Source organism: Burkholderia sp. BCC0405 (genome assembly GCF_902833075.1).
In the GTDB taxonomy this organism is placed as follows: Bacteria; Pseudomonadota; Gammaproteobacteria; order Burkholderiales; family Burkholderiaceae; genus Burkholderia.
In genome coordinates, this window is record NZ_CADFEO010000005.1 from 224,649 (window position 1) to 237,665 (window position 13,017).

General features: G+C 68.1%; 11 protein-coding genes. 10 read left to right on the forward strand and 1 reads right to left on the reverse strand.

Going from position 1 to position 13,017, the window contains the following annotated elements; translation table 11 throughout:
- Positions 1-119: 119 nt before the first annotated feature.
- Entirely contained in the window at positions 120-1,223 is a 1,104-nt protein-coding gene (locus HWX36_RS10430) for an ATPase, T2SS/T4P/T4SS family (RefSeq protein ID WP_175952016.1), read from the reverse strand.
- Positions 1,224-1,535: 312 nt separating this feature from the next.
- On the opposite strand from HWX36_RS10430, the gene HWX36_RS10435 reads away from it, so the two are divergent.
- The 10 genes from HWX36_RS10435 to sctC all read left to right on the forward strand — a co-directional run bounded on the left by HWX36_RS10435 (position 1,536) and on the right by sctC (position 12,983).
- Entirely contained in the window at positions 1,536-2,039 is a 504-nt protein-coding gene (locus HWX36_RS10435) for a toxin co-regulated pilus biosynthesis Q family protein (RefSeq protein WP_175952017.1), read from the forward strand.
- The gene (locus HWX36_RS10440; protein WP_175952018.1) at positions 2,039-3,787 is read left to right on the forward strand and encodes a PilN family type IVB pilus formation outer membrane protein; all 1,749 of its coding nucleotides are present in this window, start codon (positions 2,039-2,041) and stop codon (positions 3,785-3,787) included. The genes HWX36_RS10435 and HWX36_RS10440 overlap by 1 nt, the downstream gene beginning before the upstream one ends.
- An 11-nt stretch (positions 3,788-3,798) precedes the next feature.
- On the forward strand, positions 3,799-5,088 hold the full coding sequence (gene pilO2, locus HWX36_RS10445; protein WP_175952019.1) for a type 4b pilus protein PilO2: 1,290 nt from the start codon (positions 3,799-3,801) through the stop codon (positions 5,086-5,088).
- Positions 5,089-5,101: 13 nt separating this feature from the next.
- The gene (gene pilP, locus HWX36_RS10450; protein WP_175952181.1) at positions 5,102-5,590 is read left to right on the forward strand and encodes a type IV pilus biogenesis protein PilP; all 489 of its coding nucleotides are present in this window, start codon (positions 5,102-5,104) and stop codon (positions 5,588-5,590) included.
- Positions 5,587-7,197 carry an ATPase, T2SS/T4P/T4SS family gene (locus tag HWX36_RS10455; RefSeq protein ID WP_175952020.1) on the forward strand — a complete coding sequence of 537 codons (1,611 nt, stop codon included), beginning with the start codon at positions 5,587-5,589 and terminating at the stop codon, positions 7,195-7,197. Before pilP ends, HWX36_RS10455 begins: the two co-directional genes overlap by 4 nt.
- Entirely contained in the window at positions 7,187-8,263 is a 1,077-nt protein-coding gene (locus HWX36_RS10460; protein ID WP_175952021.1) for a type II secretion system F family protein, read from the forward strand. Before HWX36_RS10455 ends, HWX36_RS10460 begins: the two co-directional genes overlap by 11 nt.
- 32 nt (positions 8,264-8,295) lie before the next feature.
- The gene (locus tag HWX36_RS10465; RefSeq protein WP_175952022.1) at positions 8,296-8,847 is read left to right on the forward strand and encodes a type 4 pilus major pilin; all 552 of its coding nucleotides are present in this window, start codon (positions 8,296-8,298) and stop codon (positions 8,845-8,847) included.
- A gap of 36 nt (positions 8,848-8,883) precedes the next feature.
- The gene (pilM, locus tag HWX36_RS10470) at positions 8,884-9,363 is read left to right on the forward strand and encodes a type IV pilus biogenesis protein PilM (RefSeq protein WP_175952023.1); all 480 of its coding nucleotides are present in this window, start codon (positions 8,884-8,886) and stop codon (positions 9,361-9,363) included.
- Entirely contained in the window at positions 9,363-11,045 is a 1,683-nt protein-coding gene (gene pilV, locus HWX36_RS10475) for a shufflon system plasmid conjugative transfer pilus tip adhesin PilV (protein WP_175952024.1), read from the forward strand. The genes pilM and pilV overlap by 1 nt, the downstream gene beginning before the upstream one ends.
- A 117-nt stretch (positions 11,046-11,162) precedes the next feature.
- Complete coding sequence (gene sctC, locus HWX36_RS10480; protein ID WP_175952025.1) at positions 11,163-12,983, forward strand: type III secretion system outer membrane ring subunit SctC; 1,821 nt, start codon at positions 11,163-11,165, stop codon at positions 12,981-12,983.
- The last annotated feature ends 34 nt before the right edge of the window (positions 12,984-13,017 follow it).

Sequence of the window (13,017 nt, forward strand, 5' to 3'; positions counted from 1 at the left end):
GCGACGACAAGCGGCTTTTGAAATTAATTCCACCAGTCGATTGGCGCCGGATTCGGGATGTTTATACGATTTTTTTTCGATTTTAGATCGGCATGGGAAATGCCGGATCGGATGCGCGCTTAACGATTAACAATCGACTGCATCATTTCATTCAGCTCGATCCGATTGTAGGTCGCCCGTAACGCGTCCTTCGTCGAGATCCGGTTGCGGGCCGCGAGCGCGGCGAGGTCGTTGTTCAGGGAGCGCGACATGTTGTCCTCGCGGCGCCGCAGGAACTCGTTGACGAGGTGCAGCTTCGCCGGATCCGCGATCAGCTTCGCGACCTGGTTGTTGTTGTTGAACAGCAGTTCGCTCGCGAGCACGAGGCTTTCGCCGTCCGCGCTCGGCACGAGGCTCTGGCAGACGATGCCGATCAGCGATTCGGCGAGCGCGACCGCGTGCCGGTCGCGCTGCTCGACCGGAAAGAACGACAGCAGCTTGTTGAGCGCGCTGACCGCGCTGCCCGTGTGCATCGTCGCGAGCACGAGGTGCCCCGATTCGCCCGCTTGCAGCAGGGTGTCGGCCGTCTGCGCGTCGCGCACCTCGCCGACCATCACGACGTCAGGCTTCTGCCGCAGCGCTTCGCGCAGCCCGTGCGGGAAATTCGGCGTATCGGTCGGTACTTCGCGCTGCGAGATGATTGACTGGCGGCGCTCCAGATAGTATTCGATCGGCTCCTCGATCGTGACGATATGTGTGTTGCGCGTCGCGTTGATGTGCTCGAGCAGCGACGCGATCGTCGTCGTCTTGCCCGAGCCCGTCGGGCCCGTGACGAGGATGATGCCCTTCGTGTTGTCGAGCATCGAGCGCACGTAGACGGGCAGGCCGAGCTCCTCGAGCGGCAGCGGCTTGAGCGGCAGCCGGCGCATCGAGATCACGATCTTGCGGCCGCCGCCCGCGCGGTACACGTGGCAGCGCAGCCGGCAGCGCGTGAGGACGAACGGGCGATCGAGCGTGCCTTGACGCAGCGCGGCTTCCCAATGCTCGTCGATCGCGTCGAGCAGCGGCCGCATGTCGTCGAGGAGCACCGGTTCGTCGCTCGTCTCGACCCAGCCGCGCGGCGTCTTGATCGTGACGGGGCGGTCCTGCTCGATGTGGATGTCGGTGAACATCTGCTTCAGGTCGATCAGGCCGAGCACTTCGCCCGCGAGATCGCGCAGCGGGGCGGCGGCATGCTGGTTCATCTTGGCAGTTCGAATGAATGGATCGGGCGGCGCATATCGCGCGGTGAAAGAGGAAATTGAATGGTCTATTTAATTTTGCATGCAAACTAGCTTTTGTCAAACTGTTCGGGGTATATTTGCCGCGCAATAATCACTTCAATAATGCGACTGCGTGCGTAGACCTATTATGTAACGCTGCGGTAATCCCATGTTCGGAAAGCCATTTCCGGCCGCGCAGGCGGGCCGAGGCGCCGGACGCGGCATCCGGGATCATCGAGCAGCAAAGCGCGGGGGCCAGCGGCGCACGGCAGCAGTCGGGTAACGAGGACAATCATGATGCACGGCGCTACGGTCGCCGCGGCCGCGTTCATCGCGACCGCGCTTTTTGCAACCGATTGCGCGGCGAGCGGCCCGCCCGCCGGCACCGATCCGGCGAGCGGCGGCCCATTTGTCGAGCGCTTCGATCACGCACCGCTGACGGCAACGCGCGCCGACGTCTTGCGCGCGGCATCGCCATCGGCATCAGCCGGGGCCGCGCCGGCCGCGGCCGCGCGGCTCGCGTCGCTGCCCGTTGCGGACGCACCCGTCTGGGACGTGCGCGCGTCCGACGGCACGATCCGCGGCGTCTTGTTGCGATGGGCGCGCACGGCGGGCTGGCAGCTCGTCTGGGATGCGCCGGTCGATTTCAGCATCGACGCGCAGGCGACGCTGCGCGGCTCGTTCGAGGACGCGCTGCAAGTGCTCGTCGCGAGCCTCGGCCGCACGGCGACGCCGATCCAGGCGATTCTCTATCAAGGCAATCACGTGTTGCGCGTCGTCGCGCAGGGAGCGGGCTGATGCGCGTCTTTTTCGTTATTTCATTACTGGCCGCCGCGCTGCTGAGCGGCTGCACCGGGCTGCGCAGCGACATCGAGCGGGACGTGCGACGCGATTCGGATGAATCCGGCGCGCTCCTCAAGCGCGCCGCAGACGGCGACAACAGCGTGTACGCGCTGTCGCCTGTCGTCGTCGACAACGGGCTGTGGGTGTCGGCGGGCGCCGTGAAACTGGAGCGCCGCGAACAGCTCCCCGCGCTATTCGGCGAGCCGGCGTCGTTCGACCGCGCGGTTTCTTCGTTATCCGAATTCGCCGAGCAGATCACGCGGCTCACGCAGGTTCCGACGCAGGTCGCCGCGAGCGCGCAGCAGGCGGCCGCGCGTTCGCAGCAAGGCGGCGGCGCGGAGAGCGTCGCGCGCGGCGCACCCGCGTTCCTCGACGCGGCGGGCGCTCGCTCGGTGCCGCCGCTGCCGCCCGGCATGCCGGGCGGCGGGCCGTCCGGCGGCGGCAAGGCGGGCAGCGGCGCGGACGGCGGCGGCGCCGGCACGTCGTTCGCGCCGGCGCGCATCCTGTACACGGGCGGCACGCTGCGCGGCCTGCTCGACGCGGCCTGTGCGCGCTTCGGCGTATTCTGGAAATACGAGCAGGGGACGATCCGCTTCTTCTTCACCGATACCCGCACGTTCCAGGTCAGCGCGATACCCGGCGACTCGTCGCTGAACGCGTCGGTGGTGAGCGGCGCGACGAGCGACGGCACGTCGGGCGGCTCGCAGTCCGGCGGCTCGGGCGGCGGCGCGGGCGGCTCGGGCTCCGGCACGACGGGCCTCACCGCGAACAATACGGCGAACACCGCGGTGAATTCGCAGCTGTCCGTGTTCAACGGGCTGCAGAGCGCGATCCAGTCGATGCTGTCGCGCTACGGCAGCTCGGTCGCGTCGCCCGCGACCGGCTCGATCTCGGTGACCGATACGCCCGACGTGATCGAGCGCGTCGCCGAGTTCATGGCGCAGCAGAACCGCTCGCTGTCGCGGCAGGTGATGCTCAACGTGACGGTGCTCAGCGTGTCGCTGAAGGCGGGCGACGCATACGGGATCGACTGGAGCCTCGTCTACAAGACGGTGTCGGCGCAATTCGGGATCTCCAACCCGTTCATGCCGGCCGCGGTGACGCCCGGCGACCTGTCCGCGACGGTGCTCAGCCCGACGAGCCGCTTCAACGGCACCAAGCTGCTGATTCGCGCGTTGTCGCAGCAGGGGACGGTGCGGCGCAAGACGTCGGCGTCGGTCACCACGCTCAACAACCAGCCGGTGCCCGTGCAGGTCGCGACGCAGACGGGCTATCTCGCGTCGGTGTCGACGACGAACACCGCGAACGTCGGCTCGTCGACCGCGCTTACGCCGGGCACGGTGACGACGGGCTTCAACATGACGCTGTTGCCGCACGTGCTCGACGACGGCACCGTGATGCTGCAGTTCTCGACGAACATCTCGTCGCTGCTCCAGCTGAAGGAAGTGTCGAGCGGCACGGGCCGCGGCGCGACGCGGATCCAGACGCCCGACGTCGACATGCGCAACTCCCTGCAGCGGGTCGCGATGAAGTCGGGCGAGACGCTCGTCATCAGCGGCTACGAGGGCACGAACGATTCGCTCGACGAGCGCGGCATCGGCACGCCGAAGATGTTCGCGCTCGGCGGCGGCTACGAGGCGCAACGCTCGCGCGAGGTGATCGTGATCCTGATCACGCCCGTTACGCAGCGCGGCGGCGCCTGACGGAGCCGGCAATGAGCGCGCAGGTGATTCAAATCGGCCGCCAGCGTTTCGTCGGCGGCTTGTTCTGGCAGTCGCTGTCGAGGCGCAACGAGCTGCGTGCCGAAGCGGTCGAACTCGCGAAGAAGCTGAAGTTCGACCTGATGGTGCTGCGGATCGATCGCGGCGGCGCGGCGGCGGGCTATGCGAACACGCGCGACGGCTTCGCGCCCGGGCATCTGTCGCTCGGCGCGATGGTGTCGCGCGCGATCGCGCTCGAAGGCGCGTTCTACAACGGCCGCCGGCAGCCCGCGCCGAACTGGCTCGGCGCGTTCGCGCTGCCCGACGGACGCTGGGCGTACTTCGCGGTGCGCGATCACGCGTTCATGCCGAACGGCGACTGGGTCGGCACTCGCGAAGAAGCGTTGGAACGGCTGCATACCGATTACGCGTGGGGCGGCTGGAACGTCGTGATCGGCGAGCTGGAGCTCGAGAAGCAGGGCTTCCAGAATTTTCAGCCGAAGCGGCTCGACGATCTGCTGCCGCGCCGCGGCGGCCGGCCGCGTACCGAGCGCGGGTGGGCGTTGCGGCCCATCGAGCGGCGCTTGTCGCCGCGCGCCGCGCTGGCCGCCGCGGCGCTCGTGTGCGTCGCGGGCGGCGGTGCGTTCGCCTATTGGCATCATCGCGCGAAGGTCGAGGACGAGCAACGCGAGGCGGCGCTCGAACGCGTGCGCGCGGAGCTCGCCGCGCGGCAGGCGAAGCGCGGCCCCGTCGTTCCGCCGTGGGCGGCGCTGCCCGACGCGGTCGGGTTCGCGCGCGCATGCGCGACGCGCTTCGGCCGGCTCGCGCCGGGCGGCTGGCGGCTCGATCGCTACGAATGCACACCGGACGCGGCGCACTACACGTGGGCGCGCAACGGCTCGAACGTGCGCTACCTGCTCGCCGCGGAGCCCGACGCGATCGTCGACACCGACGGCGAACGCGCGACGCTCGAGGTGCCGCTCGCCGCGCCGACGGCGGGGGACACGCCGCTCGTCGACGATTCGGTTGTCAGGACGCAACTTCTGTCGCGGCTCCAATGGCTCGATGCCGTGGCTAAACTGGACCCGCTGCTTCCCGATCAGGCGGCGCGGGCCCCGCTCGCGAATCTCGCGCAGCAGGCGGCCGCCGCGGTCGGGTGGCGCGCGTACCGGCTGAACGCGAGCCTCGGCGGCGTCGCGCCGCCCGAGTTCGTGCGCGCGATCGACGTGCCGGGGCTACGCGTGCAGCGCCTCGCTTACCAGAACAATCAGTGGACTCTCGAAGGAGTGCTCTATGCGAAATAGTCGCGTCCGATGGATGTGCGCACTTGGCCTGACGGTGCTCGCCGGCGCCGTGCGCGCGGCGGGGCCGGTGTCGTCCGGCGACGACGGCGCGACCGCCGCGCGGCTCACGCAGTTGCAAAGCGAGACGGTGCTACTGCAGGCGCAGTTGAAGAAGCTCGAGACCGAGCAACAGGTTGCCGAGCGATCCGCGCAGCTCGCGCGCGTGCGCGGCGGCGCGCCGGCCGGGCAGTTCGCGGTGACGGCGATCGAAGGCGTCGGCAAGCGCGCGTTCGCGACGCTGCGGATGAACGGCGGCGCCGAATTCGAAGTGCAGCGCGGCGACGCGCTGCCGGACGGTGGACGCGTCGTCGCGATCGAGCCGCGTGCGGTCGTCGTGTCGAATCGCGGGCGCACCACGAGGCTGTCGACGGCGTCGCCGTCGTACGCCGGCAATCCGCCGCTGCCGGCCGACCCGGCCGCGCTGCCGCCGATGCTGCCCGCACTGCCGGCGAGCGGATCATGAGCCACGCCGCGCAACGACCCGACGCGCCGCCCGTGCGCGCGGCGCTGCCCGCCGGCGGCGATGCCGCGCCGCCGCGCGGCCCGCGCGCCGTCAGCGAAGCGGGCGACTTTGCCGCGAGCGTCGAGGAACGCAAGTTCGTCTGCCTGTTCGACGACGGGCGTCTCCTGATTGCCGACGGCCACGAGATGAATCCGTTCGTGCTGTCGTATCGCGCGCGGCTCGACCGGATGGGCCGGCCGTACCGGCCGACGCCCGCGACGCTGATGCAGGTGCGCGAGGCGTACCGGCAGAACGCCGCGGGCGGCGGCGAGCGGCTCGATCACACGGTGATGCAGGTGCTCGCGAAGGAGTTGATCGGCCGCGCGTGCCGCGATCGCGCATCGGACATCCATATCCGCGTGCGCCGCTTCAGCACCGAGGTCTACTTCCGGATCCACAACGAGCTCATGCGCGTGAACGAGCACACGCGCGAGCACGGCGAGCGGCTGCTTGCGACGCTGTACGGCGCGATGACGACCGTGTCGGACAACAGCTACCGGCCGAGCGAACGCCAGGACGCGAGCATCGGCGATCGCGACAAGCTGCCGGACGATCTGTACGGCGTGCGGATCGCGACGACGCCGACCAACGAAGGCAGCCTGATGGTGCTGCGGCTCCTGTACAACGATGCGGGCGACGCGACCGATCTCGCGGCGCTCGGCTTCGCGCCCGAGCACGTCGCGGCGTTCCGTGCGCTGCGCGCACAGCCGCACGGGATGAACATCATCAGTGGCCCGACGGGTTCCGGCAAATCGACGACGCTGCAGCGGATGCTCGCCGCGCAGATCGACGAGTCGGGCGGCAGCCGGCACGTGATCACGGTCGAGGACCCGATCGAATATCCGATCGACGGCGCGGTACAGACGCCCGTCGCGAACGCGCCGACCGAGGATGCGCGCGCGCTCGCGTTCGCGGCGGCGATCACGAACGCGATGCGGCTCGATCCGGACACGATCATGATCGGCGAGGTCCGCGACCGCGCGTCCGGGCAGACGGCGCTGCGCGCGTCGATGACGGGCCACCAGGTGTGGACGACGGTGCACGCGAACAGCGCGCTCGCGATCGCCGACCGCCTGATCGATCTCGGCCTGCACGCGCGGATGGTCACCGATCACACGGTGATCTCCGGGCTCATCAGCCAGCGTCTCGTGAAGCTGCTGTGTCCGCATTGCAAGCTGCGGCTCGTGGATCATCCGGACCGGATCGAGCCGGGCCTGTTCGCGCGGCTGCGGCTCGCGCTCGACAGCCGGATGCACGACGTGTGCATCGCGGGCGACGGCTGCGAGCACTGCCGCACGGTCGGCACGATCGGCCGCACCGTCGTCGCCGAAGTGATCCTGCCCGATGCGCGGCTGTTCGAATTCCTGCGCGACGGCGACAAGGTCGGCGCGCTCGAGTACTGGACCGGCACGCGCGGCGGGATGACGCTTGGCGAGCACGCGCTGCGCAAGGTTGCGGCGGGGCTCGTCGATCCGCGAGGCGTCGAGCGCGTCGTCGGCACGCTCGCCCCGGTTGCGGGCGAAGCGCGACAGCAACTGTCGCTCGTCGGATTCAGCTATGGCACTTGAGCTGAATCGCCGCTGGGCGAGGTTCTGCCTGAATGCCGACGAGCGGCTGCGCGTCTATCGGAAGATCGCGAAGATGCTCGGCAACGGGCTGCCGCTTCTCAAGGTGCTGGAGGAGCTCGAATGGCGCGCGTCGCGCGAGGGGCACAAGCCGCGCGAGCCGCTCGCGATCGTGCTGTCCGACTGGCGGCTCGCCGTGCAGAACGGCCGGATGCTGTCGGAGGCGATGGAGGCATGGGTGCCCGCGACGGAGCAGATGATCGTCGCGGCGGGCGAGCAGGCGGGGCGCATCGAGGACGCGCTCGTGTCGGTCGCCGCAATCGTGCAGTCGGGCCGCAAGATCCGCAGCGCGGTCACGGGCGGCGTCGCGTATCCGGTCGGGCTCGTCGTGATGGTGATCGGCTATCTGTATCTGTTCGGCACGCACGTGATCCCGAAGTTCGCGCAGATCGCCGATCCGGCGCACTGGCGTGGCGCCGCTCGCTCGCTGTACCTGATGTCGCTGTTCGTGCAGGGCTGGATGCTCGTCGTCGTCGCGGCGCTTGTCGCGGTGCTCGCCGCGCTCGCGTGGTCGCTGTCGCGCTGGCGCGGGCCGCTGCGCATCTACGCGGATCGCGTGCCGCCGTATTCGATCTACCGGCTCGTCACGGGCAGCGGCTTCCTGATCGCGTTCGCGGCGCTGCAGGCGTCGGGCGTCACGGTCGAGCGGGCGCTGCTCAAGATCGGCGCGGTCGCGGAGCCGTGGCTGCGCGAGCGGATCGACGACACGCTGGTCGGCGTGAAGTCGGGCCTCAACGCCGGCGAGGCGCTGCTCAACGCCGGTTATCAGTTTCCGTCGCGCGAGATCGTCGAGGATTTGTGCATCTATGCCGAATACGGCGGGTTCGACGCGGCGCTCAAGATGCTCGCCGACGAATGGCTCGAAGAGGGCGTCGCGCGGATTACCGCGCAGATGCGCGTGCTGAACGGCGTCGCGATCGTCGCGCTCGCGATGGTGATCGGCTGGCTCGTGACGGGTTTCTTCGGCATCCAGCAGGAAATCGCCACGATGACGCGCGCGATGCATTGACGTCGCGCATTTTCAATTCAGGAGAACACACTATGAAACCACTCGCCATCCCTCCCGCCTATCGACACCTACCGGCGTTCTGCCGGAGGCACCGCAAGGAGCGCGGTGCGTCGCTGCTCGAAAGCATCGCGTATCTCGGCGTCGCGGCGATCGTGATCGTCGGCGCGATCGCGCTGCTCGGGTCGGCGTTTTCGAGCGCGAATACGAATCGGCTGACTGAAGATCTGAATGCGATTCAGACGGGCACCAAAAAGCTTTACATGGGGCAGGTGAACAACTACGGCTCGGATTCGATGAACGCGAATTTGAGTGCGGCGAAGGTGTTTCCGGGGACGCTGACACAGGACGGCAACGGCGGTGTTTCGAATACGTGGGGAGGGACCGTGACTGTGACCGGTGCGGGCCAGACTTTCACAGTCGCTTACACGCGGGTGCCGAGAGAAGTCTGCGTCAACACGTTGACGGCCGGCGGAAACTGGAAATCGGCGAAGATTGGCGAAAAGTCCGTCGATTATCCGGTCTCGCCGAACACTGCGACGGGCGCTTGCACCGACAACGCCACCATTGTCTGGACGTCGAACTGACACCACCAGACTCATTCGCCATCACCCACGTCATTCATGTACGCCCTCGCCGCCGCACTGGCCTTCGCGTCGATCGCCGCTGTCTATGCGACGCTGCAAGACCCGTCCGCCATTTCCGCGCTGCAACCGGCGCGCACCGCGCAAGCGCTTGCCGAAAACCTCGCCATCTACCGGCAGGCGACGCTTGACTACGCACGCGTGCATCCCGGCACGCGCGGCGCGGTGCCGAATACGCGGCTGCCGTTTCCGGCGTGGTATCCGGGCGCGAACCCGCTATGGCGCAACTACGTCATGGACGGCACCGTGGTCGCGTATGCGTCGGCGGCGCCGTCCGTCAACATCACCGGCGAAATCGCGACGCTCGCCGACGGTTCGCTGTTCGCGGGCGTCGCGTATCGCAATGCGGTCGTGCGCCCCGGCAACGCGAATCCGAACGCGCCGGTGAGCGGCGTGCCGCTGCCCGCCGGGTTGCAGATTGCGAACGGCATGCCGGTCTGGATGGGGCAAGCGTACTGATGCATTTCAAGTCTTCCCGTCGCCGCGCGCGCGGCATCGCGCTGATCGAGGTGCTCGGCGCGCTGGCGATCGCCGCAGTGATGCTCGCCGGCATCGCGATGATGATCGATTCGTCGCTGGACGACGTGCGTGCGGAGCAGGCCGCGCAATACCAGGCGCAGGTGACGGCCGCCGCCACGCGGGCGTTGAAGCGCGATTACGATGCCTGGCTGCAGCGCGCGAACCAGCAGACGCCCATCGTGATGAAGCTCGCCGATCTGCAGGCGACGAATGATCTGCCTGCAGCGCTTCGGCCGACGAATGCATACGGCCAGAACACGTGCGTACTCGTCAAGCGGAGCGCGCTCGGCACCGGGCTCGACGCGCTGGTCGTGACGACCGGCGGCGAGACGATCGGCGACAAGGAACTCGGGCTCGTCGCCGCGAGTGCGGGGCCGGGCGGCGGTTCGATCAGCAGGGCGCTTCCGAATGAGGCGCGCGGCGCATTCGACGCGTGGCGGATGCCGCTCGGCACGTTTCTCGGCGGCAGTTCGCCAACCTGCGGTCCGAACGGCGCCACGCCGCCGAATGCGGGACACCTCGCGAACGAGATCTTCTTCAACGGCCCGGGCCAGCAGATCAACAGCGATTACCTGTACCGCGTCGGCGTCGGCGGCCATCCGGAGGCGAACGCGATGCAGGTGCCGATCTGGCTCACGCACACGTTCACGGACGGCAACCCCGACGCGGCGAACTGCGGAACGGCCGGCAACTTCACGAACGGCAAGCTTGGCGCGGACGCATTCGGCAATCTTCTGAGCTGCAAGAGCGGCGTGTGGCGCGGCGCTGGCGGCCACTGGAAGGATCCTGTCGAAAAAACCAACGATCTCCCCACCGATGCATCGAACGAGAAAGGCGACGTGCGCCTCACGCTCGACACATTCCGCGCCTATGCGTGGACGGGCGCCGCCTGGCAGGCGCTTGCGGTCGATCGGAACGACAACCTGATCGTGCCCGGCGTCGTTTCCGCGAACCAGTACGAGATCACCGGGCGTGTCGTCGTCAACACGCCGTGCGCGCCCGACGCAGATCGTCCAACTGCCGGCCTCATATCGATGGGCCAGGACGGACAAGTGCTGTCATGCCAGGACGGCAAGTGGCTGCCGCAGTCAGGGATCAAGATCGGCGGCACCGACACGGCATGCGCGATCCTGATGGAGACGCCTGGCGCGAGCGATTTTTCGTGCGGGTTCACCTACCGTGGCGGGTATCCGAATCCGCCGCTCATCACCTACGAACGGGACGGCACGTACACGTACACGATCGAGCGGCCGGTGAAGCTCACCAACAACGGGCTGATCGCGGTGAGCGCATACATGCACATGAGCTATGCGACCTGCGACCTGAAGGGGCGGGAAGGGCAGATGCGCCTGGTCGTCGAAGTCATCGACCGTCAGGGCGACAAGGTGATCGCGCACAACGAGGCGCAGTCGCCGAAATTGCGCGAAGACGCCGCGACGATCAACGTCACGCTGAACGTGGCCGCCGAGCCGCGCGGCGGATACACGGTCAGGCTTTCGAGCAAATGGGCGACGTACGACGGCTATGCGAAGACGCCGTGGACGTCCTCCTATTGCGGCGGCGGCCAGACCTTCCTCCAGACGCCGCTCGCAACCGGCTGGACCATCAATTCGTTCTATTGAACGGACCTTCGCCGCGCGCGGCCGCCGCCGCGCCCGGATGCGGTTAACTGCACGGGTCTCCCATTCGCGGCGCGCGCCTGTCCGACCGACGGCCGCGCGTCCTCACCGGACGGACCCATGAAGGCCACGATTTCCATTTTGCTGTCCCTGATGTGCTCGCTCGCGAGCCTTTCCGCCGATGCCGCGCCGATCCGCTGGCGCAGCACCGAAATCCAGTACGCGGCGGAAGGCAAGGACGTGAAGGACGTGCTGCGCGACCTCTCCGCGAGCCAGAACATCGCGGCGAACGTCGCGCCCGGCGTAAGCGGCGCCGTCAGCGGCAAGATGAAGATGTCGCCGCAGCGCTTCCTCGACACGCTCTCCGCGTCGTTCGGCTTCGTCTGGTACTACGACGGCACCGTGCTGTACGTGACGCCCGCGAGCGACATGAAGAGCACGCTCGTCAAGCTCGATCACGCGAACATGGGCGACCTGCGGGATCTGCTCGAGCAGATGAAGGTCGCCGATCCGCGCTATCCGGTCACCTACAACGCGCAGCAGCGCACCGCGCTCGTCGCGGGGCCGCCGCGTTACGTCGAGCTCGTGACGAGCGTCGCCGCGCGGCTCGACGAAAATTCCGCGCGCACGGGCGGCACGACGATCCGCGTGTTCTCGCTGAAGCACGCGTGGGCCGCCGACCGCGACGTCAACGTCGACGGCAAGACGGTGACGATGCCGGGCGTCGCGTCGTTGCTGAACCGGATGTATCACCCGGGCGACGGCAAGCACGCAGCGCAGACGACGGTCGGCAAGCCGATCAGCCGCGCCGTGCCGATGACGGATCTCGGCGGCGGGCGCGGCGGCGTGCCGCAATTGCCGCCGCTGCCGCCGTACATGCAGGGCGCGCAGCCGGGCGATGGCGCGGGCATGCCGGTCGGCGGCCTCGGCGGTCAGGGCGCCGATCCGCGTCCGAGCGGCATGGTTGCCGCCGCGATCGCCAATCCGGGCGCGGCGCGCATGGGGGGCGCCGGCTGGCCCGACGCGAGCGGCGGTGCGAACGGCGTACCGGTGGGCGCGAGCGAGTCGACCGACCTGCCGGTGATCCAGGCGGATCCGCGCACGAACTCGATTCTCGTGCGCGACGTGCCGGAACACATGGCGCAGTATCCGGACCTCATCGCGCTCCTCGACGTGAAGCCGCGCTTGATCGAGATCGAGGCGCGCATCATCCAGATCGACGAAGGCGCGCTCAAGCAGATCGGCGTCGACTGGCGCGCGCACAACAGCCATATCGATCTGCAGACGGGCACGGGGCTCACGTCGCAGAACTCGTATGCGAACGGTTCGCTGAATCCGACATTCGGTTCGATCACGCTGCCCGGCAACGATTCGGTTGGCCTGCCGGCGAGCCCGCTCGGTTTGTCGCTGACGGCCGTGCTCGGCGACGCGGGCCGCTATCTGCTCGCGCGGATCAACGCGCTCGAATCGTCGAACCAGGCGCGCACCGACGCGAGCCCGAAAGTCACGACGCTCGACAACGTCGAAGCGGTGATGGACAACAAGAAGCAGTTTTTCGTGCGCGTCGCGGGCTACACGTCGGCCGACCTGTACAGCATCTCGACGGGCGTGTCGCTGCGCGTGCTGCCGATGGTCGTCGAAGAGGGCGGGCACACGCAGATCAAGCTCGACGTGCGGATCGTCGACGGCGAGCTGTCGCAGCAAACGGTCGACAACATTCCGGTGATCGTATCGAACGAGATCAACACGCAGGCGTTCATCGAGCAGGGGCAGGCGTTGCTGATCGCCGGCTACAAGGTGGATGCGCGCTCGAGCACGCAATCGGGCATACCGGTGCTGTCGAAGCTGCCGCTCGTCGGCGCGCTGTTCCGCTCGACCGACAGGCAGGACGGCCATAGTGAGCGGCTCTTTCTCGTGACGCCGCGTGTGATCGAGCCTTGAACGGGCGGCGGCCGGCTGCTTCGTGGCGGTCGGC